This window comes from Enterococcus sp. LJL120, from assembly GCF_054871765.1.
The window spans coordinates 115,762-140,505 of the sequence record NZ_JBTXLV010000003.1 but is presented as its reverse complement, the minus strand read 5'-3'; the positions used below and the strand labels follow the sequence as shown (position 1 = coordinate 140,505).

General features: G+C 39.9%; 22 protein-coding genes and 1 other annotated feature. Of the genes, 2 read left to right on the top strand and 20 right to left on the bottom strand.

Annotated elements, in window-relative coordinates; translation table 11 throughout:
• Positions 1–25 precede the first annotated feature (25 nt).
• From ACYSNU_RS05990 to opp3b, 7 genes are all read right to left on the bottom strand, one after another.
• Positions 26–775 carry a tyrosine-protein phosphatase gene (locus ACYSNU_RS05990; RefSeq protein WP_461736282.1) on the bottom strand — a complete coding sequence of 250 codons (750 nt, stop codon included), beginning with the start codon at positions 773–775 and terminating at the stop codon, positions 26–28.
• A gap of 20 nt (positions 776–795) precedes the next feature.
• Complete coding sequence (locus ACYSNU_RS05985; RefSeq protein WP_461736281.1) at positions 796–1,506, bottom strand: MgtC/SapB family protein; 711 nt, start codon at positions 1,504–1,506, stop codon at positions 796–798.
• A gap of 130 nt (positions 1,507–1,636) precedes the next feature.
• Positions 1,637–2,338, bottom strand: a complete 702-nt coding sequence (gene nagB / locus ACYSNU_RS05980) for a glucosamine-6-phosphate deaminase (RefSeq protein WP_461736280.1) — start codon at positions 2,336–2,338, stop codon at positions 1,637–1,639.
• 182 nt (positions 2,339–2,520) lie between these two features.
• Complete coding sequence (locus ACYSNU_RS05975) at positions 2,521–3,474, bottom strand: ABC transporter ATP-binding protein (protein WP_461736279.1); 954 nt, start codon at positions 3,472–3,474, stop codon at positions 2,521–2,523.
• A gap of 12 nt (positions 3,475–3,486) precedes the next feature.
• Positions 3,487–4,539, bottom strand: a complete 1,053-nt coding sequence (locus ACYSNU_RS05970) for an ABC transporter ATP-binding protein (RefSeq protein WP_461736548.1) — start codon at positions 4,537–4,539, stop codon at positions 3,487–3,489.
• Positions 4,536–5,588: an ABC transporter permease gene (locus tag ACYSNU_RS05965; RefSeq protein WP_461736278.1), complete on the bottom strand. Its 1,053-nt coding sequence runs from the start codon at positions 5,586–5,588 to the stop codon at positions 4,536–4,538. The genes ACYSNU_RS05970 and ACYSNU_RS05965 overlap by 4 nt, the downstream gene beginning before the upstream one ends.
• Positions 5,588–6,529, bottom strand: coding sequence for an oligopeptide ABC transporter permease (opp3b, locus tag ACYSNU_RS05960; protein ID WP_461736277.1), 942 nt, complete (start codon positions 6,527–6,529; stop codon positions 5,588–5,590). Before opp3b ends, ACYSNU_RS05965 begins: the two co-directional genes overlap by 1 nt.
• Positions 6,530–6,616: 87 nt before the next feature.
• On the opposite strand from opp3b, the gene ACYSNU_RS05955 reads away from it, so the two are divergent.
• Complete coding sequence (locus tag ACYSNU_RS05955; protein WP_461736276.1) at positions 6,617–6,961, top strand: DUF3899 domain-containing protein; 345 nt, start codon at positions 6,617–6,619, stop codon at positions 6,959–6,961.
• A gap of 199 nt (positions 6,962–7,160) precedes the next feature.
• Here the strand turns inward: ACYSNU_RS05955 and ACYSNU_RS05950 are convergent, their stop codons facing one another.
• Together ACYSNU_RS05950 and ACYSNU_RS05945 are read right to left on the bottom strand one after the other, a co-directional pair.
• Positions 7,161–8,840, bottom strand: coding sequence for a peptide ABC transporter substrate-binding protein (locus tag ACYSNU_RS05950; protein WP_461736275.1), 1,680 nt, complete (start codon positions 8,838–8,840; stop codon positions 7,161–7,163).
• Positions 8,841–9,284: 444 nt separating this feature from the next.
• Complete coding sequence (locus ACYSNU_RS05945) at positions 9,285–10,949, bottom strand: peptide ABC transporter substrate-binding protein (protein ID WP_461736274.1); 1,665 nt, start codon at positions 10,947–10,949, stop codon at positions 9,285–9,287.
• 199 nt (positions 10,950–11,148) lie between these two features.
• On the opposite strand from ACYSNU_RS05945, the gene ACYSNU_RS05940 reads away from it, so the two are divergent.
• Positions 11,149–12,333, top strand: a complete 1,185-nt coding sequence (locus tag ACYSNU_RS05940; protein ID WP_461736273.1) for a winged helix DNA-binding domain-containing protein — start codon at positions 11,149–11,151, stop codon at positions 12,331–12,333.
• 268 nt (positions 12,334–12,601) lie between these two features.
• Here ACYSNU_RS05940 and rplL read toward each other — a convergent pair whose 3' ends face one another.
• From rplL to ACYSNU_RS05885, 11 genes are all read right to left on the bottom strand, one after another.
• Positions 12,602–12,973 (bottom strand): 50S ribosomal protein L7/L12, encoded by a 372-nt coding sequence (gene rplL, locus ACYSNU_RS05935; protein WP_265458217.1) that lies wholly within the window; start codon positions 12,971–12,973, stop codon positions 12,602–12,604.
• Between the two features lie 66 nt (positions 12,974–13,039).
• Complete coding sequence (gene rplJ, locus ACYSNU_RS05930; RefSeq protein ID WP_461736272.1) at positions 13,040–13,540, bottom strand: 50S ribosomal protein L10; 501 nt, start codon at positions 13,538–13,540, stop codon at positions 13,040–13,042.
• A 42-nt stretch (positions 13,541–13,582) separates the two neighbouring features.
• Positions 13,583–13,707, bottom strand: a sequence feature (ribosomal protein L10 leader region).
• A gap of 52 nt (positions 13,708–13,759) precedes the next feature.
• Positions 13,760–14,449, bottom strand: coding sequence for a 50S ribosomal protein L1 (gene rplA / locus ACYSNU_RS05925; RefSeq protein ID WP_265458213.1), 690 nt, complete (start codon positions 14,447–14,449; stop codon positions 13,760–13,762).
• 101 nt (positions 14,450–14,550) lie between these two features.
• A complete protein-coding gene (gene rplK / locus ACYSNU_RS05920) occupies positions 14,551–14,973 on the bottom strand; it encodes a 50S ribosomal protein L11 (protein ID WP_265458211.1) in 423 nt (140 codons plus the stop codon).
• 229 nt (positions 14,974–15,202) lie between these two features.
• Entirely contained in the window at positions 15,203–16,132 is a 930-nt protein-coding gene (locus ACYSNU_RS05915; protein WP_461736271.1) for a hexose kinase, read from the bottom strand.
• Between the two features lie 10 nt (positions 16,133–16,142).
• The gene (gene lacD, locus ACYSNU_RS05910) at positions 16,143–17,129 is read right to left on the bottom strand and encodes a tagatose-bisphosphate aldolase (RefSeq protein ID WP_461736270.1); all 987 of its coding nucleotides are present in this window, start codon (positions 17,127–17,129) and stop codon (positions 16,143–16,145) included.
• Positions 17,130–17,166: 37 nt separating this feature from the next.
• Positions 17,167–18,333, bottom strand: a complete 1,167-nt coding sequence (locus ACYSNU_RS05905; RefSeq protein WP_461736269.1) for an SIS domain-containing protein — start codon at positions 18,331–18,333, stop codon at positions 17,167–17,169.
• Positions 18,334–18,521: 188 nt separating this feature from the next.
• Positions 18,522–19,244, bottom strand: coding sequence for a GntR family transcriptional regulator (locus ACYSNU_RS05900; protein ID WP_461736268.1), 723 nt, complete (start codon positions 19,242–19,244; stop codon positions 18,522–18,524).
• Positions 19,245–19,540: 296 nt separating this feature from the next.
• Entirely contained in the window at positions 19,541–22,327 is a 2,787-nt protein-coding gene (locus ACYSNU_RS05895) for a glycosyltransferase (RefSeq protein WP_461736267.1), read from the bottom strand.
• A 210-nt stretch (positions 22,328–22,537) separates the two neighbouring features.
• Positions 22,538–23,638: a lactate oxidase gene (locus ACYSNU_RS05890; RefSeq protein WP_461736266.1), complete on the bottom strand. Its 1,101-nt coding sequence runs from the start codon at positions 23,636–23,638 to the stop codon at positions 22,538–22,540.
• Positions 23,639–23,769: 131 nt separating this feature from the next.
• Entirely contained in the window at positions 23,770–24,636 is an 867-nt protein-coding gene (locus ACYSNU_RS05885) for an alpha/beta fold hydrolase (RefSeq protein ID WP_461736265.1), read from the bottom strand.
• Positions 24,637–24,744 lie beyond the last annotated feature (108 nt).

Here is a 24,744-nt window from a genome sequence, read left to right as displayed (position 1 = left end):
AGCCTGCACACAGCTCCAGACTTTTTTATTTATCTAAATACATTTTTTTCAAATCTGCTAAATCTGTTTGGCTTAATTTTAAAGCATCTTTGGCGTAGCCGGCCACACCGCCATAATTTGTATCTAGTAGCTGGTAAACCCGCTCTAAATACTCTTGCTTCACTTCTAAGGCAACCTTCATCCCTGCCAACTGATTATCCGTCAACCCTTTTTTCCGCATCTCTTCAAAAAGCAATTCATTCGGTGCTTTTCTCAACTCATTGGTTTTTAAATAATCTTGATAGATAGTCTCCCGCGGAACGTCTAATAAATCCAAAGTCAATGCCGCAGCAACACCAGTTCGATCTTTACCGGCATAACAGTGGAACAAAACCGCACCATCTTCTGTTCGCAAAAGCTCTTCGAAATAGCGTTGGTAACCAGCCTGCGCCCCAGCATTCATCGCCAAATTATCATAAATCCCCAACATATGCTGGTCCACTCCGGCGACATCGCCAACCTTTGTTAAATCATTAAGACTGCCGGAATTATGAACCTCCTTCATAATATCAATCCACACGTAATCAACGGCTGGAAAAATATCATCAGGGTGACCGGCGATTTCATCTTGCCCCCGCAGGTCAACAATCGTCGCTAATTGATGATTAGCTAATAAATTTTTGGCCTCGGCATCAATTTGATACAATTCGCCAGAGCGTAACAAGCGATTGTGGCTCACCAACTGCCCCTCTTTATTTTTTAACCCACCTAGTTCACGAAAATTCGCTAAATCCACAAAAATTCCTCCTTTTTCTTTTAAATTGTCACTAACCGTAATTCAGTAATATTTTTATAAATAGACAAATCCTCAATCACATCTGTATAAGTCATTCCACTAGGCAAATCTATCGTATAGATGTTGGTATACAGACGGTAATCTTCATTAAATGTTACCGTAAAATTGACATCTTCAATCTCAATCTTGTGCTTGTCAAAATATTCGGTAATAAACTCCTTGGTCTCTTCCCGATGAATGTAGCGGACTTCCAGTTTCTTACGGGTTGGCACTTTGATAATCCGTTTAATTAATGTCAGCGCAATGATAATTGCTACAAAAGAACTGATGGCAATTGCATAATAGCCCATGCCAACCGCAATTCCGACACCAGCGACAGCCCATAATGAGGCTGCTGTGGTTAGGCCCAAGACATTTTGTTTGGTCACAATAATCGTCCCAGCGCCTAAAAAACCGATGCCGCTGACAACCTGGGCAATCAAGCGGGCCTGATCAGAGCGGATGACCCCCGATAATTCAGGATTAGCCAAGGCATCATTCAATGCTTGGGCAGCAATTTCCACTTGGATTAATGCGATAATCGTTGCCCCCATACAGACCATGATATGCGTGCGCATGCCGGCTGGTCGATTAGCATATTGTCGCTCATAGCCGACTGAGCCGCCAATCACCATCGCTAAAAGCAAACGAAAAATTATTTCAACAATTGTTAAATCTGCTGTTGCTGTCATTAAGTAACCGCCTCCTTCTTAACTATAGCATTTTCCCTGCAAAAGAAAAACTGAAAGTCATAAAAAGACTGCAAGAAAAGCTGATTTGGCTTCTCTCGCAGTCAGGAATTTATTCAGCTTTTTTTAAAGATTAGAGAGTTGCCGCTGCCGCTTCATCAACAATCACAACTACATTAGGATGATTTTGTAAAACGCTCGCTGGCAATGTTTCTGTCACTTCACCGTCTATCATACCTTTAATCGCAACTTGCTTATTTTCGCCATAGGCCATCAAAATAATTTTTTTAGCCTTCATAATCGAACCAATTCCCATTGACAAGGCTTGGGTTGGCACATCTTCCACTTTATCAAAGAAGCGTTTATTGGCATTAATTGTTGATTCCGTTAAATCAACTAGGTGGGTTTGACTATCAAAAGCTGTTCCCGGTTCGTTAAAGCCAATATGACCATTTTGACCAATCCCTAAAATTTGTAAATCAATCGGATGTTCTGCAATGATTTGATCGTAACGGGTGCATTCAGCTTGCAGATTTTCAGCTTTACCGTTTGGCACAAAACTTTCTTTAAAGGTTTTTTCGTTAAATAAATGTTGATTCATAAATTGACGATAGCTTTGCGAATCTTCACCGCTTAAACCAACATATTCATCCAAGTTAATTGAGACCATTTTTGAATAATCCCTCGAGCTGTGAATCATTTCTTGGTACAAAGTTTCCGGTGTGCTACCAGTGGCTAAACCTAACACGCCAGCACCTTCATTGATAGCTGCTTCAATTAATTCAAAAGCTTTTTTTCCGCCTGCTTGAGCATCTTTTACGCGAATAATTTCCATTTTTATCCACCTCTTGTTTGGTATAGTCCAATTATAACTAGAAGCCGACAAATAAGCAAGGTAAAAGATGCAGCTTTTGTGATTTTTGAAATAATACTTCTACAGTTTGATTCGACAAAGTCCAATAAAAAAAGCAGCTGAAACTCGAAAGTCTCAACTGCTTAAAAAATTCCAGTCAACAATTAGTTATTGTCAGCTTTAATTTTTTCTTCGATTTTATTGCGGTAATAATCCACTTCATCGTCGCTCGCATAGACATAATGACCATCCGTGATTTCCCGCAAGGAACGAACTTTTCCATCATGCTCAACATCATCTTTATACTTAATCCGTGTACGAGTACGTTCGTAATCGGGATCTGGTAAAGGAATCGCTGAAAGCAGGCTTTCTGTGTAAGGGTGAACGCCGTGATTGTAAATTTCATCACTGGTGCCCACTTCTAATAATTTACCGCCGTGCATTACACCGATTCGATCACTGATATGTTTTACCATTGATAAATCATGGGCGATAAATAGATAAGTTAAATTATGTTCCACTTGTAAATCCTGTAATAAGTTAACCACCTGTGCTTGGATAGACACATCCAAAGCTGAGATTGGTTCATCACAGACGATAAACCGCGGTTCAACTGCTAAAGCTCTAGCAATCCCAATCCGTTGGCGCTGACCGCCGGAAAACTCATGGGGATACCGCGTACCATGGTTTGGATCCAAACCAACTGTTTTTAATAATTCATTTACTCGATCTGCCCGAGCCTCTTTAGAAGCCGCTAAATTGTTGATATCAATTCCTTCAGCGATGATATCATTGACCTTCATCCGTGGATTTAATGACGCATACGGATCTTGGAAAATCATCTGTACATCACGACGGAATTTAGTTAGATCAGCCCGTGATTTTAACGAAGCAACATCACGACCATCAAAAAGAATATCGCCGGCAGTCCGCTGGTTTAAGCGGATGATTGTCCGACCAGTTGTTGACTTACCACTACCAGATTCTCCAACAAGTCCAAAGGTTTCCCCTTCGTAAATGTGGAAGCTGATATCATCTACCGCTTTGACTTCGTCAGGACGGCCAACGTTGAAATATTGTTTTAAACCTTTTACATCTAATAAGATTTTATCTGACATTCTGCCACCCCTTTACGCTTGTTTAACCGCTTGTTTTTCTTGGAAAATTTTCCAGCGACGTTGAATCTCAACCGGCGGCTCAACTTTAGGCGCTTGTGGTGCCAATAACCAAGTCGCAGCTTTATGCGTGCTAGATACTTCAAAGAACGGTGGAGCTTCTTCGGTATCAATCTCTAAAGCAAACTCATTACGAGGATAGAAGGCATCTCCAGTTGGTGGATCTAATAAATCTGGCGGTGAACCAGGAATTGCGTATAAACGATCTTCGCCGCCATCCATTGAAGGCATCGAACCTAACAGCCCCCATGTATAAGGATGTTGCGGATTGTAGAAAATTTCTTCAGAGGTGCCGACTTCAACGATTCGACCACCGTACATTACGGCAACTCGATCGGCGACATTGGCAACCACCCCAAGGTCATGGGTGATGAAGATGATTGATGTATTGATTTTCGTTTGAATATCCTTCATCAATTCTAAAATTTGCGCTTGAATCGTCACGTCCAAGGCAGTCGTTGGTTCATCAGCGATTAAGACTTCAGGATAACAAATCAAGGCAATCGCAATGACAATCCGTTGACGCTGCCCGCCAGAAAATTGGTGGGGGTAATTTTTCAAACGCTTTTCAGCATTGGGAATACCAACGAGTTTTAATAATTCTAAAGCGGCTTCTAAGCCTTCTTTTTTAGACACTTTATTGTGTTTAATCAAAGACTCAGCAACCTGTTTGCCAATCGGCATAGTCGGATCCAATGAGGTCATCGGATCTTGGAAAATCATGGCAATTTCTTTACCACGAATTGCTTGCATTTCTTTTTCAGTCTTCTTTGCGATATCTTCGCCTTTAAAAAGGATTTGACCATTGTCGATATTGGCATTGTCTGATAAAAGGCGCATCACGCTACGAGTTGTAACGGATTTCCCACTTCCTGACTCACCAACAATTGCTAAGGTTTCTCCTTCGAACAAGTCAAAGCTAACACCACGAATTGCGTGCACTTTTCCGGCAAAGGTATCGAAAGATATTTTTAAGTCTTTAACTTCGAGTACTTTTTTCAAAATTATCCCTCTTTCATCTTCGGATCGAATGCATCACGTAAACCATCGGCCAACATATTAAAGGCAATCATAATAACTGACAATACAAAGGCTGGTGCCCACATTAAGTTAGGCAAGTAACGGAAAGTCTTGTATCCTTCATTCAGCAAAGTACCTAATGAAGCAGTTGGTGCCGAAACCCCTAAACCGATGAAACTCAGGAAGGCTTCGAAGAAAATTGCTGATGGAATACTAAACATCATTTGAATAATAATAACACTGGAGATATTCGGTAAAATATGCTTGAAGGCAATTTTAAATTTCGATTCTCCTAAAGTGATAGCAGCTAAAACAAATTCTTGATCTTTCAGCTTCAAGGTTTGGGCCCGCACAATCCGAGCCATGGAAATCCAGTTAGTGATTGCCATCGCCGCAACGATTGAGATAATACCTGGATCAAACACAACTAGCATCAAAATCATTACAACTAGGTTAGGAATACCAGAAAGGATTTCAATAATCCGTTGCATAAAGGTATCTACACGGCCGCCAGCTAAACCAGAAATAATTCCGTAGGTTACTCCAAAGAAAATATCCAAAAAAGCTGCAAAGAAGGCGATAATCAAGGATACCCGTGTACCCATGAACAAACGAGACAATAAGTCACGCCCTAAACTATCAGTTCCTAATAGGTAATACGTGCCTTCAGGAACATTTGCTTGAGCATACCGGTCAACCCATTGCCCACTAACCTGTGAATAACCATTAAAGCCATTGATATCAATACCAGGAATTTTAATTGGTAAGTTTGTGTAGGCAATATTTTGTTGAGTTGGATCAAATGGTGACCAGAAAATAGTAATGATCGACACCACGATTACGATTGCCAGTAAAATCATTGAAATCACAGCAGCCCGATTTTTTCTTAAACGGCGCCATGCATCTTGAATAAAGTTTAACGATGGAGCAGCAATTCTTTCCCGTTCGGCAACAGAGTTTCGCTTAATAAAATCAAACTTGGAAGCAGGAATTTCTTTGATTTTTTCAGGGATATTATTTAATTTAAAAGAATCCATTAACTCTTGCTCCCTTCTGATACGCGAATTCGTGGATCAACAATTCCGTATAAGATATCAACGATTAAGATAACTGTAACTAACATCACCGAATACAAAATCGTCACGGCCATAATCGTTGGGTAGTCATTTGTCAAAATTGATTTGGTAAACTGATCCCCGATACCAGGCACAGCAAAGATGTTTTCAATAACCAAAGACCCGGTCATTAAACCAACAGCTAATGGTCCTAATAAGGTAAGCAAAGGAATCAAACTATTTCTTAAACCATGGCGGAAGGCAACTTGCCAACGGCTTAACCCTTTAGCCCGTGCCAGTTCCACATAATCACTATGGAGCACTTCAACCATTTCCGTTCTGATGAAACGAGCTGAATCGGCTAATGGCGACATCGCTAAAGCAACGGATGGTAAGATGGTATAAACAAAGCCATCCCATTTTGCGATTGGCAGAATTTGCCATTTAATAGAGAATAAGTATTGCAGAATAACCGCAAAGACAAAGTTAGGAATCGAACGTCCTAAAATCGCGACTAAAGTTGCTAAACTATCAATCCAGGTATTTTGACGCATCGCAGAGATGGTTCCTAAAATAATACCAACAAATGTTCCCAAAATAATTGCTTGAGCACCTAATTGTAAAGAAGGTCCGATTCTAGCAGATAATAAGTTGGCAACTGGTTGGTTTTGGAATTGGAAGGAAATCCCAAAATTCCCGGTTACAAGATTTTTTAAATAAAGCCAATATTGGACGATAACTGGCTGGTCCAAACCATTTTGCGCATTTAACTGAGCAATTACTTCTGGACTCAAACGTTCTTGGTTCGTATAAGGTGTTCCTGGCAACAATTTCATTAAGAAGAATGTGATTGTAGCAATCAACCACAAAGTAATTACCATAAACAGTATACGTTTCAAGAGATATTTTACAAAACTGTTCAAAAATTCCGCCTCCTAAAGTATTTTGACTTCCAAACAAAAATTAGGTAAAGTAAACAACGACTAATCCATTAGAAATGAAGTGAATCTATGAAAAAATTTCGTCTACCACTAATCGTCTCCGCCATCTGCCTTGTACTAAGCATCATAATTGCATTCACCAATGATCAGCTCTCCTGGGGAACTGTTTCAGATTATTTATTTATGTTTATGCTGTTCTTTTTGATAGTCGGCGGCTTTTTAGGGGTCTTTGCTTCTGGCTTCTTTGATTTTTTCCAACATTCTATGCGAAAAGCTCTTGCTCGAAAAGAAAAAAGAGACCTACCTTTTAAAAAATTGTCTGAAGTTGGAGCAGAGAATTATCTATTCTGGATTTTAACAACCGGAATTCTCCTTCTATGCTCTTTATTTTTTTTGCTAGTTTCTTTTATATAACTTTTCTAATCATATGTAAAGAGGTTTAACATGATAAATTAAAAAAAACGACTCAAAAACTTCACAGTTTCCCATTTTCGCATCGCTTTTCTTTCCATTCTTTCATCATAACAGCGTGGCGTATCTGATATTTACTGATACGCCACGCTTATTTTTCACACGATGAATACTATTTAATTTTAAGTCTTTAAATTATAGATTACTCAGCAGCCATGTAAGCCCATTTGAAGTCTGTATCAACACCAGATGCGTGTTGAACAACACCTTGCATTGTTGAGCGTTGCATTGTCGCTAATGAACGTTGGTAGAAAGGAATAACACCTAATTGGTCAGACATAATGTTTTCTGCGTCTAACATATTTTGCCAACGAGCTTCTGGATCATTTGCATTGGTTGTTGCTGCCGCTTCAATTAAAGCATCATATTCTGTGTTGCTCCATTGTCCACGGTTATAAGAGTTACCAGTCACAAATAAATCTAAGAAGCTTGATGGATCGGCATAGTCAGCACCCCATAGAGAAACTACCATGTCAAACTCACCATTTGTTGAACGGTCTAAACGAACTGAGAATGGCACGTTCGTAACTGTTACAGTCACGCCATCTAAAGCATCTTCAATCGCACCTTGTAAGTATTCCAGTGAACGCTTAGCAGCATCACCGTCATCACTCAAGATATCAAAGTTTAAACTATCAATGCCTAACTCTTCTTTAGCAGCTTCCCAATACTGAGCAGCTTGTTCTGGATCATACTCAAAGCCATCAACATCGGTATCTTCAGTAAAGTCATTACCGTCAGGCCCAACAGCTAATGCAGATGGTACGATACCAGGAGCAGAAACTGAACCGTTAGCTAAAATGTTTGTTACAAAAGAATCACGATCAATTGCATACGAAATTGCTTTACGTAGGTTTTCGTTGTGCCATACAGAATCAGTCTCTCTTTGATTCATTTCAAGGTAAGCAGTTGTACCTTGTGCAACTGTTACAAATTCAGGGTCAGAAGACATTTGCTGTGCTAATTCACCAGATAAAGTAACGTAATCTGCTTGACCATCTTGGAACAAGTTCAAAGCAGTCGCAACTTCAGTTACCACACTAACGTTGACTTTGTCTAAAGTCACGCTGTCAGCATCCCAATAAGTGTCATTCTTAGTGTATGACCACTCAGTATCAGTACCAGGACCATCGAAATCAGTTAAAGTAAATGGACCATTGTATACAGCGTTGTCACTTGTTAAGGCATAGTCAGCACCATATTGCTCAACAGTAGCTTGGTGTTGAGGGAAGAATGATGGGAATGCCAATAAGAAATCAAAGTAAGGTGTTGCCACATCTAAGGTGATTGTCAAATCGTAATCGCCATCCGCAACAATTCCTAAAGTAGAAACATCTGCATTGCCTTCCATGATATCGTTAGCGCCAGAAACTGGAGCATATAGATAAGCATATTGAGAAGCAGTTGCTGGATCAACAGTTCTTTGCCAGCCGTAAACATAGTCAGCAGCCGTTACAGGGTCACCGTTTGACCAAACTGCATCTTCATTCAAGTGAATCGTGTAAGTCAAACCATCATCGCTGACAGTCGCCATTTCAGCAGCACCAGCAGGTTCAACTACCTGTTCATCATTGACACGGTAAATACCTTCATACACTGCGTTTAAGGCTCTGAAACTTACTGCATTTGTTGCAACTGATAAGTCAGCCGTTGGAATTGCCGAACCTTCCACATAATTTAGCTCTTGAGTTGCAGCTAACTCGCTAGAACCAGAACTTGATGTACCGGAGTCATTTGTTGAAGTATCATTACTCCCACCTGAACATGCACTAAGCACTAAGGCACATGTTGCAGTTAAACCAAAAAGAACACTCTTCTTCATTTGATAACCTCGCATTATTTTGTATTTTCAGAAAAATTAGTACCGTCTGAAGTTAATTAAGATTTTAAATAATTTCGATTAAAATTGCAATAGAATAAACCAAAAAAAATCGATAAAATAATGCCAATTTTTCATAAATTCAATACATTTCCAAAATTTCGTGAATATTTCAAGGCTTTATCTAGAGGTTTTCATAAAAAATTTTTTTAAATAACATAAGAAAAATTCAGATTATTTTATTTCATAGCGCTTTTATGAACGTTTTCTAATTATACAATAACCATTTCATCATTTTGAAGGCGGTAATTACCTTCAAAATTTTCCCTACTTAAGAAATAAATTACATCATCGCAAAATTTTTCGGATTAAAAAAGTGAAAAAAAGCTCTGTAGAAGAAAGTTTTACAATCCTTCTACAGAGCTCCTCTTTCAATTTTTGTCTAGCTTATTCAATATAAGCCCATTTGTAATCATAAGAAGCGCCAGCTCCGTGGACGACGACATTTTTTACCTCTGTGGAACGCAGGTGACCTTCAGCTTTTTGGAAGACTGGGATGACACCCATCTCGCCGGAGATAATCGCTTCAGCATCCACTAGATTCTGCCACCGGGCTTCAGGATCATTGGCGTTGGTTGTTGCTGCTTCTGTTACTAAAGTATCATACTCAGAATTTGACCAACGACCACGGTTGTATGTATTGTCTGTGACAAACAAGTCAGTGAAGCTACTTGGATCAGAATAATCGGCACCCCAGCCGCCTAGAACCACTTCGAAATCACCGGTATTCGCCCGATCAATCCGTACAGAAAATGGTACGGTTGCAATGCTTACAGACATGCCATCAAAGGCGTCCTGCCAAGCTCCCTGCAAGTATTGCGCTACAGCTTTCGTTGAATCTGTATCATCTGCTAATAATTCAAAACTTAAAGAATCAATTCCTAATTCTGACTTGGCTGCTTCCCAATAGCTTTGAGCTTGCTCTAAATCGTATTCCAAATCAGCTTTTGAATCTACCACAAAATCTTCACCAGTATCTGGATTATACGACATCTCTGAAGGAATCAAACTGGTGGAAGCAACTGAGCCATTACCTAATACTTGCTGAACCATCATTTCTCGATCGATGGCATAGGATAATGCCATCCGCAGATTTTGATTGTGCCAAGGAGAATCGGCTTCCCGCTGATTCATTTCGATATACGTTGTCCGGGAAGATTTATCAACTACATAAGCTTCTTCGCCAGCATTCTGCTGAGCTAATTCACCCGTCAAGGTCACATCGTTTAACTGTCCATCATTAAATAAATTTAAACCAGTTGAAGATTCTTTGATAACGGAGACGTTAATTGTATCCAACGCTACATTGTCAGCATCCCAGTAAGTATCATTCTTTTGGTAAGTCCACTCAGTATCCGTACCCGGACCATCAAAATCAGCTAACACGAAAGGCCCATTATAGACTGCGTTATCACTGGTTTGGGCATATTCGGTGCCATATTCTTCGACTGTTGCTTCATGTTGCGGGAAGAATGATGGAAACGCTAATAGATAATCAAAGTACGGCGTTGCCACCTCCAAAGTAATTTCTAACTCGTAATCACTTAAAGCTTTAATTCCTAAAGTTGAAACATCTGCGCCATCTTCAGTAATAGCAGTCGCATTTGCCACTGAGGAATAGAGATAAGCATATTGAGACGCTGTTGCTGGATCAACGGTTCTTTGCCAACCATACACGTAATCATCCGCTGTTAAAGGATCACCATTTGACCAAGTCGCATCTTCTCGTAACTGCAACGTGTAAACTAAGCCATCGTCACTCACTTCGGCCATTTCTGCTGCTCCCGCCGGTGAAGGTGCTTGATCGGCATCTAGACGATACAAGCCTTCATAGACATTGTTCAAGGCTGCAAAACTAATTGTATCTGTCGCTAATGACAAATCGGCACTCGGCATTTCTTGAACTACCGCAAGATTAAAAACCTGCTCTGCATTTCCCGAAGCAGAGCTGCTGCCTGAAGTGCTACTACCGTCAGTGGAGTTCGAATCGCCTCCACAGGCTGTTAAGACTAACCCACATAATAAAAATCCTGCAAACAAGCTTTTTTTCATACTTTATCCCCCTAATCTTGTAATTGTTCATATATTAATAGAAAATTCTGAAATTAGCAATAGTTTTTTTAGAATTTATTCACATTTTATTCATCAATAACCTTTCATTTTCTCATCCTATTGTTATTTAACAGAAAAATTAACTAAATTTGGGAGAAACCCCTTTAGCTTGTATAATAACTTTGAAAGGAGCATATTAATGAAACAGTTTACTTACGAAGAAATCCGAAATTTCCGTCTGCGCTCGCACCATTTAGATAAATTTTATCCCGCTAAAAAGCTAACAGAACTTGTCGGTGCCTGCGGGTTTCAAAATTCGCCCCCTGATGCTTGGCAAGAGGCCCTCCATAATCGGACAACTACCTTTTCTAAAACAAAGATGAAAAAAACTCTAGAGGAAGAAAAAATTCTAGTCCAAGCTTGGAGTTTCCGTGGAACCCCGGTTGTCTTTCCAACCACAGAAAGCCGCATCTTTTTACCAACCTTAATTCCTTTAGCTGATGAGCCTTGGATTTATACAAAAGGCATCCAGCTGGCTTTGGATTTTTTAAAAATGGACTTTGACCAAGTCTGGCAGCTATTACAAAAAGTTATGCACCAATTAGATACAACGATTATCGAAAGTAAAATGAGTTTAGACCAAACAATTGCTGAATGGGTAGCAGACTATCTTCCTAAAGAGAAAAAAAGCTTATGGAATGCTCCTTCAATGTACGGCAATCCCCAAAAGCAAACGGTTGGTGGGGCCGCAGTTTCTTTTTTACTTCGGCCCTGTGCTTTTCAAGGACAAGTCGTATTTGCCAAACGGGACGGACGAACTCCTAGCTTTACTTCTTACAAAAATTGGTTAGGAGAGGAACTTGCGTTGAAAGCTCCACCAGTACGTCAACTGCTCAAAAAATTCCTTCATTGCTATGGTCCCACCGATGAGTTAGCCTTTGCCAATTGGTTAGGCTGTTCACCACAGCAAGCCAAACGAATGTGGCAAACAATTGTAACAGAAATTGTGCCTGTTACAGTTGCTGATAAAAAGCAATTTATCTTGGAAAAAGATTTATCTGCCCTAGCAACTCCTGTCAGTAATCACCGGACTTTTCATCTTTTAATAGGACACGATCCTTATCTTGGTCTCCAAGATCGCCATGTTATTTTAGCCGATAGCTCACATCAGCGGGTAATTTGGCAAACTGTTGCAAATCCTGGAGCAATTTTGTTTGAAGGGGCGATTATCGGCTATTGGAAAACCCGCAGCAAAGGAACCAAGCTCGAAGCGGAGCTGACTATTTGGCAGGAAGGCTTGGTTTCAAAACAGATGATCGAAGCAGAATTAGAAAGATATGCAAAATTCAAACAGCAGACATTGAGCAAAATATCATTTAATTAGAAGTAACAGCACCGTGTTAGTAAGAATTAAAATCACCTGTTAAATAAGTAGAAAAACAAAGAGCAAATACTCACTATATATAATAGTAGAAACTAGATTTTTTTATTGCTTAAAACCAGATTTTTAGGTTTAAAACAAGGTTATTTGATTAAATATTTTGATAATATCTTCGGCAATTTTATTGATAAAATTTTGCTTTTGTCACAACAAAAAAAGACTAGAAACCCTGACTTAACAAGGTTTCTAGTCTTTAAATAATTTTGAAAAATTATTTTACAGTTACAGTTGCGCCAACTTCTTCTAAAGAAGCTTTTAATGCTTCTGCTTCTTCTTTGTTGATGCCTTCTTTAACTGCTGCAGGAGCGCCGTCAACTACTTCTTTCGCTTCTTTCAAGCCAAGACCAGTTGCTTCACGAACTGCTTTGATAACTTTAACTTTTTGATCGCCAACTGCTGTCAATTCAACAGTGAATTCAGTTTGTTCTTCAGCTGCAGCGGCACCGCCTGCTGCACCAGCAACTGCTACAGGAGCTGCTGCAGATACGCCAAATTCTTCTTCAATAGCTTTTACTAAATCGTTTAATTCAATGATAGTTGCTTCTTTTAATTCAGCAACGATGTTTTCAATGTTCAATGCCATTTTTAATTTCCTCCATATATTGGTTTTGTATTTTAAATAGTAACTAAGCGACTAAATCAACTAACATTAAGCTGCGTCGTCTTCTTTTTCGGCCACTGCTTTGACAGCGTAAGCCACATTGCGAACTGGTGCTTGAAGCACAGATAGCAACATAGAAAGGAGACCTTCGCGGTTTGGTAATGCAGCCAAGGCAGTGATTTCTTCGATGGAAGAAACTTTTCCTTCAACTACGCCACCTTTTACCTCCAATGCTTTTGCATCTTTAGCAAAATCAACCATGATTTTTGCAGGTGCAACCACATCTTCGTTACTGAAGGCAACAGCAGTTGGTCCAGTAAAGACTTCATCTAAACCAGTTAAACCAGCTTTTTCAGCAGCACGAGATAAGATTGAATTTTTGATAACTTTCATTTCAACGTCGTTGTCACGTAATTGTTTACGCAAGTTTGTTACTTCTTCAACTGTTAATCCACGATAGTCAACAAAAACGACAGAGGCAGCTGCTTCAAATTTCGCAGTTACTTCTTCAACTTCTTGGGCTTTTTTTGCAATAATTGCTTCACTCATTGTATTTCACCTCCTGAATTTTGATGGAAAGAGTTTTTCTTTGAAACCAAAAAAATAACCCTATGCCACCGTAGACATAGAGGGACTATTGAATTTCTCAACATTGTCCTCGGTAGGAAATTAAGACTTGCGTCACCTACTGTCTTCGGTACGATTAATATTAATTAACCTTGCTTACCTTACCATAGATAAGGCAAGCAAGTCAATCTTTAATTTAAATTAAAATGAAAATTGATCAACGTGAACACCAGGACCAAAAGTAGTGGTTACTGTGATGTTTTTGATGTATTGACCTTTTGCTGCGGCTGGTTTAGCACGCATTAAAACGTCATTGATTGTGTTGAAGTTTTCGATTAATTTGTCAGTGTCAAATGATACTTTACCGATTGGTACATGAATGTTTCCAACACGGTCAACACGGTAAGTTACTTTACCAGCTTTAACTTCGTTAACAGCTTTTGTAACGTCCATTGTTACAGTACCAGTTTTAGGGTTTGGCATTAAGCCTTTTGGTCCTAAGACCCGACCTAATTTACCAACTTCTGCCATCATGTCAGGAGTTGCTACAACTACGTCAAAGTCGAACCAGCCGCCTTGGATTTTTTGAACCATATCAGCTTCGCCGACATAATCTGCACCAGCAGCTTCTGCTTCTTTAGCTTTGTCACCTTTAGCGAAAACTAAAACTTTTTGTGTTTTACCAGTTCCGTTAGGTAAAACGACAGCACCACGAATTTGTTGGTCTGCTTGTTTAGGGTCAACGTTTAAGCGGTAAGCCACTTCAACAGTTGCATCGAATTTTGCGATGTTGGTTTCTTTTGCTAAAGCAACTGCTTCTGCAACAGGATATGCTTTGTTTTTGTCAACTAATTTTAATGCTTCTTGCATTTTTTTGCTTTTTTTAGCCATTTTGTTTCCTCCTTAGTGGTTATAACGGGTTGAACCTCCCACGTGTTCTATATTTTTCAATACAGAGCCAACTGAGAAGCCGTTGCTTCAGGGTGTAAAAATTATTCTACAGTAATCCCCATGCTTCTTGCAGTTCCTTCAACCATGCGCATTGCTGACTCAACGTTAGCGGCGTTTAGGTCTTCCATTTTTAATTCAGCGATTTCTTGAACTTGAGCTTTGGAAACAGACGCAACTTTCGTTTTGTTTGGTTCGCCAGAGCCTTTGTCAACCTTCGCTGCTTTTTTCAATAGAACAGCTGCTGGTGGTGTCTTAGTTACGAAAGTAAATGAACGATCTTCATAAACTGAGATAACCACTGGAATGATTAAACCTGCTTGGTCAGCTGTGCGGGCATTAAATTCTTTCGTGAAGCCCATGATGTTGATACCGGCTTGACCTAGTGCAGGACCTACTGGGGGAGCTGGTGTTGCTTTACCTGCAGGAATTTGCAATTTAACGATTTTTTCTACTTTTTTTGCCACGAGACATACCTCCTTGAGTCCGTGATGTGGTTAATTGGAGATCCAAATTTCTCCTCCCACTGCTCAGTTACCCCTGAGCATAAAACCGCGTGTCGGAAAACACACACTAAAACAGTATAACAGGTTTGCTGACAGTTGCAAGTCTTTTTCTTTATTTTCCGCTGATTTAACGAATAAAATAGCGTCAAAGGAAAGCTGACTAAACAAGCTTTCCTTCGACGCACTTTTTTTATATTTTAGTGACAGTAATTTTTTCAAACAGTTCAGAAAAATTAGCTGGATTTATCCAACCAGTTTGATGTTCTTGAGCATTTAACATGCCACAAACCATGCCAGTTTTTAATAACTCTTCATCTGATAAACTTTTTTCAACACTATAGGCTAAACCAGCTAGAGTCGCATCACCAGAACCAACTGGGTTGACGACAGCAATTTTAGGAATTTCTACTCGATAAAATAGTCCATTGTGTTTCGCAAGCGCCCCTTGACTGCCCATCGAAATAACCAGCCACTCAATGCCGGTAAAAATGTCTTCCTGTAAAACATCCTTCAATTGCTCAAGATTATCTAGTGATAATTCGACACCAACTAACTCTTGAATCTCAGATAAGTTAGGCTTGATTAGAAACGGTTTGCGCTGACCGGCTAAGCTTGCAGCTAAAGTTTTACCCGAACTGTCCAATAATACAGGAACTTTAACTAGATTGATTAATTTTTGATAAAAATCTTGGGGCACACCCGGTGGCAGACTACCAGAAATCGTCAAGGCCGCAACATCTTTTGTTAAGCCGACAAATTTTTCTAGAAAGCCAGCTAGTTCCAACTCAGAAATTTCTGGACCAGTTTCTAATAATTCCGTTTGTTTGCCCTCGTCATGCAAGATAGCAATCGAGTGGCGGCTTTCACCAGCAATTTCATAAAAATCATGGGCAATATCAGTTGCCCCCAGCTGTTCGGTAATAAAACGGCCGATATTGCCACCAATTAAGCCAGTCGCAACAACCGAAGCGCCTAATTGTTTTAAAACCCGCGTAACATTCAAGCCTTTGCCCCCAGCTGTTTTTGAGACATTCGTTACCCGATTCACATCATCAATAATTAAATGGGGCACCGGATAGGCCATATCCAATGAGGGGTTCATAGTCACTGTAATAATCATGGTTTACTCCTTAAGCTTTTTCAACTTTGCTGAACCAAGGAGTCGCTGTTTTATCTACTACCGCATTTAATTCTTCAATATTAGAACGGCCTTCCGTTTGCAGCCATTTACGAGCTGCCGCTTCCCCTTCTTTAATGAAAGGTTCAACACCATTTTTCCAAGTTGCCCGGCCGCAAAGTACACCGTTAAAGGTCGAACCAGCTTCTTTAGCAAATAAGAGCGTTTCTTGGAATAATTTTGCCGATACCCCAGCACTCAAGAAAATAAATGGTAAATCAGTTGCTTGACTTTGTTCTTTGAAGTAAGCAGCCGCCTCAGCTTTCGTATAAACTACGTCATCGCCATAGCCTTCAACAAAATTCATGTTGACCGGCACTTCAACTTTTAAAACGTCCACTTTATATTGAGGTTTTGTAAATTCCTTCATCATTTCAATTACTTTGTGGGGTTTAACTTTAGCATATTCTTTTGAAGTTGCATCGGCAATATTAGCATCGTAAGCGACCACTTCTAGATAAAATGGAATATCTTGACCAGCGCATTCGCTGCCTAAGCGCTCCACGAAAACATGTTTCTCATGATTGATTTTTGCATCTTCATCCACATCATAATATAGAAGGAACTTCATCGCATCAGCCTTTTTTTCCTGCAAACGTAACACAGACCATTCCTTCAAAATGTCTGGCAAACGTCCAGGTGTCGTTGCATCGTAACCAGTCTTTTCATAAGCTAACAACAAGCCGGCATCTTTATCCCGGGCATCCGCTGCAGGCAACCCATATTCTGGGTCTAATAAAATTGAAGAGGCATATTGGGTCAATTCCTCTGACACCAATTTTTTAAAATCAGTAATATGTTGGCTAGTTGGTTCTTCCCCCAACGCCGTAATCATTTTTTTCAAAGCCCCCCGCTGATCAATTGCCAAGGCTTCAATAAACCCATCCTTTGTTGATAATTGTTCCATGTATTGCCATTTTCCAGCTGACATTTTTAACATAATTTATATCCCCTTTAAAAAATTTTTTTATGAAAAATTATTGATACGGATGGATTGTTACACCTTTAACTACACGGTTAACTGTTCCGCTTGGTGATGGTGTGTCTGGTGTATTGCCGACTTTAACGGAGGCCAACAGGGAAACTGTCTGAGCTACCATTTGAAATGGCAGTGCAAGATACCCTTCAGGCAGTAAGTCAGTCTGACTTTCAAAGATAAAGGAATCATCCGTGAAGCTTCCTTGAGCACTTTGAGAAATGGCGACCGTTGCCCGCGCAATTTCATCGCCGGCGACTTCATGTAAAATATCTTGATCGTATTGCCGAGTATATTCATCATTACTTTGATAAACAAAAACCAATGTCTCTTCATTAACAAAAGATTTCGGTCCATGACGGAAGCCCATGGAAGAGTCAAAGACTGTCGCAATTTTACCGGCTGTCAATTCCAAAATCTTCAATTGAGATTCCCGAGTCAGACCAGCTAGCGAGCCAGAACCCAAATAGACAATCCGATCAAAATCTTTATCAATTAATCCTTGGATTTGTGCTTCTCTGGCAATGACTTCTTTACCTAACGTAATCATGTCGGCAACGAATTTTTCTTTAGCCGTCAAAGGAGTTTGATCGAAGACCAATAATGCTGTCAGTGCCATACAGCTGAAGCTGCCGGTCATCGCAAAGCCATCATCGTTAGAGCGTTCCGGTTGCAATAATAACAAATTCCGTTCATCGCCAGCTGCATTTTTCGCTAAGGAACCATCCTTGGCACACGTAATCGTAATATGGAAAAGATTTTTTACAACTTGATTGGCAATTTCGACAGTTGCCACACTCTCAGGTGAATTTCCACTGCGGGCAAAGGATACCAGCACTGTCACATCATCAGCTGCCAGATAATCAGCCGGCGTTGCCACAATGCTAGTGGTTGCAATGCTTTCAAAAACAAATTGCGAGCTACCCTTATCGGACAAATAAGGAACAATTGTATCGCCAACATATTGTGATGTACCAGCTCCCGTGAAGATGACCCGAATTTTTTGATCTGTCTCCGCCAAAACTTTGTCTAAAAAGTTTTTAATTTTTGCCTCTTGTTCTTTGAATAAATCCAAGGCTTCCATCCATAATTCCGGCTGTTGACGAATTTCCCTCGTCGTAATTTCGGCGCCTAATTTTTCTAATTCTGCTGCTGATTGTTGAAACATTTGCTCTCCTCCTATATCATCTTTACAACTTATGTTCTATAAAGCTCCTATGTCAGACCTTTTTCTAAAGGTCTGACTAGCAGTTAAAATAACAATATTAAAAATTCGACTGGTGCTGATAGTTTTGAACCACAGCTTGTGGCTCAATTTTCCTAGTAAGCCACTCTAGCTAGACCACTTGCCTAACACTACCGAGTATGAATTATTTTATAGCGGAATTGGTCCGCTCTAGCGACACTCAAAGTAAATTCAATGACTTCATTTTTCTCGTTATAAGTGCGCCGGATTAAATTTAGTACTGGCGCAGACTCTTGAATAGCCAACTGCTCTGCATCAGAAAAAATTGCTACACTAGCATAAAATTCCTCTTCTGCCAGCTTGATTACCTGATGATACTCTTCGGAAAAAATTTCATACAAAGGTTTTTGTTGCAACAATTCCTCTGTTAAATCCCCAAAGTATTTTTGTGGTAAATAACTCCGCTCCACCATCATCGGCTCACCGTCTGCTAAGCGCAGCCGCTTGATTTTAATCAACGACTCCCCTTCAGCCAGATCCAAGTTATCGGCAAAATATTTTTTTGCCTCGACAATTTCAAAACTTAAAATTGTCGTTTCTGGCATCTTTCCTAAACTTTTCATCTGATCAGTAAAACTATAGGCCCCTGCCAGATTCATGGTCTGCTTGCTTAAATCCGCAACAAAGGTTCCTTTGCCATGCCGACGATAAATGTAACCGAGTTTTTCTAACTCCTGCAAAGCCTGTCGCACCGTCGTCCGACTTAAATCATATTGCTCAGACATCTCTCTTTCAGAAGGCAAAAGCGTATCCGCCTCAAGACCGTCTTCAATTTTTTTTATAATCACAGAAACTAACTGATCATATAATGGTTGCTTTTTTGAATTATCCACGATAACGACGCTCCTTCTCACGAAATTATTTCTTAACCGAACTGGTAGTAACCACTTCTAAAGTATAAGAGGAAAAGTGGGTTTTGTCAAACAAAAAAAGCGTCAACAGGAACTTCCAGGTTCCTATCGACGCGATATTTTATATTTTAACAACTGAGAAAATTAAACAGGCCTATCACTCTTACCAGTACAAAGGATATTATTTTAAATTCCAACACCCACTTTTAACAAAAAGCTCCCCAGAAAAATTGAGGCGTCCATCTCGTCAAAAACTTTTATCTAATTGAACTTACTCATTATTCAATATTTGTTTCGAAAGGATTTTTAATTGAGGCGTAATTGATATTCCCAGCAGGATCTTGTAATAATTTTTCTCCATATTTAGCTTTAATTCTGGCTGAATCTTTTTGTACATTCCAATCCATTTCCAGAGTTTTCTCTTCATCTTGAGCTTGTGATTGTCCGTGATACAATACCGCATCATGGGCCCAGACATTGTTTTTGCCCAATTCAAAAATGCGAATACATAAATCAATATCATTGAAGGCTACTTCTAACTCTTCATCAAAACCATTAACAGTCTCAAAATCTTGACGACTAACCATCATACAAGCAGCAGTTACAGCTGTGTAATTATAATCAGTGTATAATTTGCCAAAATAACCAAAATCATCCTTTGGCAGCCCGACAAAGCTGTGGCCAGCAATTCCGCCCATACCTAAAATTACACCGCCATGTTGAATGGTATCATCAAAATAGACGAGCTTAGCCCCGACACAGCCGATTCGTTCAAATTGGGCAAATCCCAACATTCTTTCAATCCAATCGGGAGCAATAATACTGGTGTCATTGTTCAAAAATAATAAGTATTTACCAGCAGAAACGGCGACGGCTTTATTATTTAAGCGTGAATAATTAAAAGGAATATTCAGGTAAACCCGTGTAAAACGGTCCCCTAATTTTTCTTGATACTCGTTAAACAGCGGCAGCATCGCAGGATCATCACTGCCATTATCAGCGACAATTATTTCATAATTAGAATAGGTAGAAGTTTCGATAATCGAATCGATACATAATTTCAAATCTTCATACCCATTGCGGGTCGGAATAATAATGCTGACTAAAGCTTCTTCAAGAATGTCATAGCGGATATCATACAAGCCAGTGATTGGGCCTGAAGTCACCTCGCCTTTGATACTTCGCCGTTCCAATGTTTCTTGAATTACGCGAATGCCCGTTTCATTCACATATTCCTTTTGATCAGTATCAAAAGCTGTTGAGCCAACAATTGCCCGCCAATGATACAAGACTTTGGGAATATGATAAATACTTTTAGAATTAATCTGCTCCACAAAGCGCAGTAGGAAATCATGGTCCTGCGCCCCCTCAAAGCCCTTGCGGAAACCGCCGATTTTTCTAGCAATTTCGGTTTTATAGACGCCTAAATGAGAAATGTAATTTTGATTTAAAATTAAATCCGGTGACCAATCAGGCTTGAAATGCGGCGAAAAGCGCTGTCCTTCCTCGTCAATTTTATCCTCATCAGTATAAACTAAGTTGATCTCGTCATCGGGATGCTGATTGATAAACTCCAGCACCTCAAATAGAGCATTTGGCGTCAACTCGTCATCATTGTCCAAAAGAGCAATATATTCCCCCGTGGCAATTTCCAAAGCAGAATTGGTAGCTTCTGAGATATGACCGTTTTCTTTGCGGAAAACAACTTTAATTTTGGGATTGCCTTCTGCTAATAACTCCTCTAAATAAGAAATAGTTTCCAAGTTAGTCGAAGCATCGTCAGCGATGCATAGCTCCCATTTTGGATACCACTGATTTTTTACTGACTGAACGGCTTTTTCCAACCATTTTCTCTCAACATTGTAGACAGGCATCAAAATTGAAATCGTTGGAACCAAACCAAAGCCAGTGTGCCGCTCATACGTTAGCCGATTTTGCATGTCCTCAGTATTAGCAATCCACTCTTGGTAGGCATTTTCAGACAGAAAAGTATCTGAAAGATTTATATTTTGAGAATTTGAGATTGCTTCTTTAGGCTCTTCTTTAATTTCATCTGTTGGTCTATTAGAAAAAATATTTTTTATGCATTGCGCAGAAAAACTTAGCTTCTGCTTAAAACGCCATTTTTTTGAATTTATGTTTTCAGGAGAACCTGCCGCCAATCCTTGACTTTTTATCCACGAGAAGGGATCTTTTTGGATATCAAGCAGTTGTTTTTCTTTATTAAATAATTCTCTCTCTCTACTAAAGTTATTCAAATATAAATCAAAATTTCTAGAATTTAGTTTTGCGTTCTCATTTAATAAATAGTCATATTCGTGGTTAAGTTGAAAAAACCAACTACTAAACCAGCTACTCTGACTTTTTTCCTGATAATCAGGATATTTAGCGATAATATATGAATAGATTTCAAACCATTTTAACCGTTGCGTGCGGTTCTCAGCACGATTACCTACAGAATTCGGCAGCACTCGATAATTTTGGTACAAACCTTCTACTTTAATTGCCTGAGCGCCATCATGGATTAAACTTAAAAAGAAATCATAATCCTGCATAAATAGACGGTTCAAATATAAATCGAAACGATGTGACCCCAGTGCTTCTTTTCGAATCAAAGAACACGTATCAATAAAATTAACATTAAGCAATCGAGTTAAATCAAACTCGGGCACCTCGTTAATAACAGTCTGCGTATCTGCATTTTTTAAAGAGGTATAAGCAATATCCTTTTGGCTCACTTCCAATAAAGCGAGGGAAACCTCAATATGATTATCATCAAGGTAGTTGTCGCTGTCCACCATTAAAATAAACTCACCAGTAGCCCAGTCAAGTCCTTCATTTCTGGATACACAGCTCCCTTGGTTTTCTTGGAAAAGATATTCCGTTACTTCAAATGGTGAATCTAAAATCGTTTGGCGAATAACCTCATCAGAATTATCACTCGACCCATCATTCACAATAAACAACTCGATATTTTGATGGGTTTGTGAAAAGATACTACGTAAGCATTGTTCGATATATTTTTCATGATTATAGCAAGTAACAATCACAGATACTTTTTTCAAAAAAAACTACACCCTTCCGTTTCCCCTTATCTACAAACAATGAATCAATAATTCTACCACTGATTTGCTAAACCATAAAGGTCTCAAAAGATATTTTACAGAAGGAAATTTTAGAAAGCAAGGTTCCTTATTGAAAAGCTAATTTTTTTAGAGTTTGGCCATTCCAAAAAAAGATTCTCCAAACCTAGTCTGGAAAATCTTTCTTGAAACTCACCCCAGCAACTCAACATTCTTAATATCTTCAACCGTCTTAGTGCCGGCAAGTTGCATAGTGATGGCTAACTCTTTATTAAAATGGTCAAAGACTGATTTTACCCCTTCAGAGCCGCCGAGGTTTAGGCCGTAAATGACGGGACGGCCGATGGCAACAATGTCGGCGCCACTGGCAATTGCTTTGAAGATATGTTCGCCGCGGCGAACTCCGCTGTCGAAAATAATCGGTACTCGTTTGGCCACTGATTCAGCAATTGCTGGCAGGACATCAAAGGATGCGGGACCGCCATCTAATTGGCGACCGCCGTGATTTGAGACCCAGATGGCGTCAGCGCCAAAATCAATGGCGACCACAGCGTCAATCGGTGACTGAATCCCTTTGACAATGACTGGAAGTCCAGTTAATTCTTTGACTTTTTGAATATCTGACGGCGCAATAGCTTGCTTAGCAGCGGCATAGATTTCAGCGATGCCTTTACCGGCTCCGTCGCCACGGCCATCTTTGTTGGCATAGGCTGCCAAATTTTGCATGGGTAGCGGGAACTGAAATTGATTGACAATATCGTCTTCCCGATAGCCGCCTTGGGTAGAATCGGCGGTCAAAATAATTGCTTTAGCGCCACTAGTGACGGCTTTATCTAAAATATATTTGTTAAATCCTTCGTCCTTGCTTAAATACAATTGGAAAAATTGCGGCGCTGCTGGTGCGGCCGCTGCCGCGTCCTCGACTAAGGTGCTGGCGTAGGTGCTGATTGAAAAAATCGAACCGGCGCTGGCTACACCGGCAGCAGTCGCCAGCTCCCCTTTTTCATGGGCCAATCCTTGTGCTGCGGATGGTGCTTGAATAATTGGTGTTGCCAAATTAATTCCTAAAAGGCTCGTGTTCAACACTGGCTTTTCTAATCCTTGTAAGACTCGAGGAACAATTTTTTTCTTGCTGAAGGCTAGCGTATTTTCCCGCAGAGTCCATTCGTCTTCGGAACCGCCACGAATGTATCCAAAGGCCCCAGCCTCCATCCGTTCCTTCACTTTATTTTCTAAAGAAGCAATATTTACAATATCAATGGGATGTTCTTCACTACTCGTATGGTACGTCATACAAATCCTTCTTTCCATTTACGTTAGGAAAAATATACTACTGACATTTAAAATCAGCAAAGGATTCATCTTCGGTAATATTTAATTGCGAATAACCATCAAAAGTTTTAGTTTTCTGCGAATTTCCAGCATCAATCCCATAAAAATGCTTCGACTGCTTGGTCGACAGCCGGCTCTTCATGCAGCTGACTATGTTGAATTCCCATAAAAATTTGATAGCTTACAGAATTGCCATTGGTTTGTAGCAGTTGAAAAGGAGCTAAGGCGCTAGTCAAAGGCACCGTTTCATCACTTAAATCGGTTTCTGACAGTTGCCCTGCTAAAAGTAAGACGGGCATATTGGTGGCAACATTGGTAATCCCGGTGGCATAATCTAAATAACGCTGACTTTTTTCTGTCGGACCATTGGTTAACAGATCATCAATAGTTTGGCTGCTAGAGGTATCCCAAAAATCATTGAAGGGCGCACCGATACCGACAAATTTTGTGACTTTAGGCAAGGTTGTGTCATAGCCATAGGCAGTCAGATAGCGAAAAGCGCTGACGCCCCCCATTGAGTGTCCAACAATGTTAACGGCCTGCACATTATAATTCGTCTGTAAATACTCCAAGACATCTTTGACCCATTCTGCTTGGTTCCACTCATTATTTTTATTATCAGCAAATAACACTTGAACGATTGGATTGTTCTCAGTATTTGTGTAGGTTCCTTCTGAAGTGATGCTGCCGTCAGTTGCGACTGTCAGCACCAATTCTTTTGTAGCATAACCGTCCGCTTCAATTCGGGAAATCATACTTTTAAAGGAATTGATTGTGCCGCTATAGCCGTGAAAGAAAATGGTTGGCTCATTGGTTTTTATAATTGTCTCACTTGTCGAAACAGTTGTTTCCTCAGTGGACGTGCCACTTGTGCTAGAAGCAGTGGTCTGCGGGCTGCTGGAACAAGCCGCCAGAAAGAAAAGCAAAATACCCAATATAAACGCCATCGTTTTTTTCATTTTCAAAGCCTCCTAGTCATTTGACTACAAAAAAAGAGACTGTTGAAATAAGTGCCGCCAGATTAATTTGATGAATTTTTAGAAGCTTGCCCGTTAGCTTTATGTCAA

Excerpts from the sequence above, each read along its gene's own strand:
- ACYSNU_RS05985 (WP_461736281.1), bottom strand. The coding sequence starts at position 1,506 with ATGACAGCAACAGCAGATTTAACAATTGTTGAAATAATTTTTCGTTTG.
- nagB (WP_461736280.1), bottom strand. The coding sequence starts at position 2,338 with ATGGAAATTATTCGCGTAAAAGATGCTCAAGCAGGCGGAAAAAAAGCT.
- ACYSNU_RS05975 (WP_461736279.1), bottom strand. The coding sequence starts at position 3,474 with ATGTCAGATAAAATCTTATTAGATGTAAAAGGTTTAAAACAATATTTC.
- ACYSNU_RS05965 (WP_461736278.1), bottom strand. The coding sequence starts at position 5,588 with ATGGATTCTTTTAAATTAAATAATATCCCTGAAAAAATCAAAGAAATT.
- ACYSNU_RS05955 (WP_461736276.1), top strand. The coding sequence starts at position 6,617 with ATGAAAAAATTTCGTCTACCACTAATCGTCTCCGCCATCTGCCTTGTA.
- ACYSNU_RS05950 (WP_461736275.1), bottom strand. The coding sequence starts at position 8,840 with ATGAAGAAGAGTGTTCTTTTTGGTTTAACTGCAACATGTGCCTTAGTG.
- ACYSNU_RS05945 (WP_461736274.1), bottom strand. The coding sequence starts at position 10,949 with ATGAAAAAAAGCTTGTTTGCAGGATTTTTATTATGTGGGTTAGTCTTA.
- ACYSNU_RS05940 (WP_461736273.1), top strand. The coding sequence starts at position 11,149 with ATGAAACAGTTTACTTACGAAGAAATCCGAAATTTCCGTCTGCGCTCG.
- rplL (WP_265458217.1), bottom strand. The coding sequence starts at position 12,973 with ATGGCATTGAACATTGAAAACATCGTTGCTGAATTAAAAGAAGCAACT.
- rplJ (WP_461736272.1), bottom strand. The coding sequence starts at position 13,540 with ATGAGTGAAGCAATTATTGCAAAAAAAGCCCAAGAAGTTGAAGAAGTA.
- rplA (WP_265458213.1), bottom strand. The coding sequence starts at position 14,449 with ATGGCTAAAAAAAGCAAAAAAATGCAAGAAGCATTAAAATTAGTTGAC.
- ACYSNU_RS05915 (WP_461736271.1), bottom strand. The coding sequence starts at position 16,132 with ATGATTATTACAGTGACTATGAACCCCTCATTGGATATGGCCTATCCG.
- lacD (WP_461736270.1), bottom strand. The coding sequence starts at position 17,129 with ATGTTAAAAATGTCAGCTGGAAAATGGCAATACATGGAACAATTATCA.
- ACYSNU_RS05905 (WP_461736269.1), bottom strand. The coding sequence starts at position 18,333 with ATGTTTCAACAATCAGCAGCAGAATTAGAAAAATTAGGCGCCGAAATT.
- ACYSNU_RS05890 (WP_461736266.1), bottom strand. The coding sequence starts at position 23,638 with ATGACGTACCATACGAGTAGTGAAGAACATCCCATTGATATTGTAAAT.
- ACYSNU_RS05885 (WP_461736265.1), bottom strand. The coding sequence starts at position 24,636 with ATGAAAAAAACGATGGCGTTTATATTGGGTATTTTGCTTTTCTTTCTG.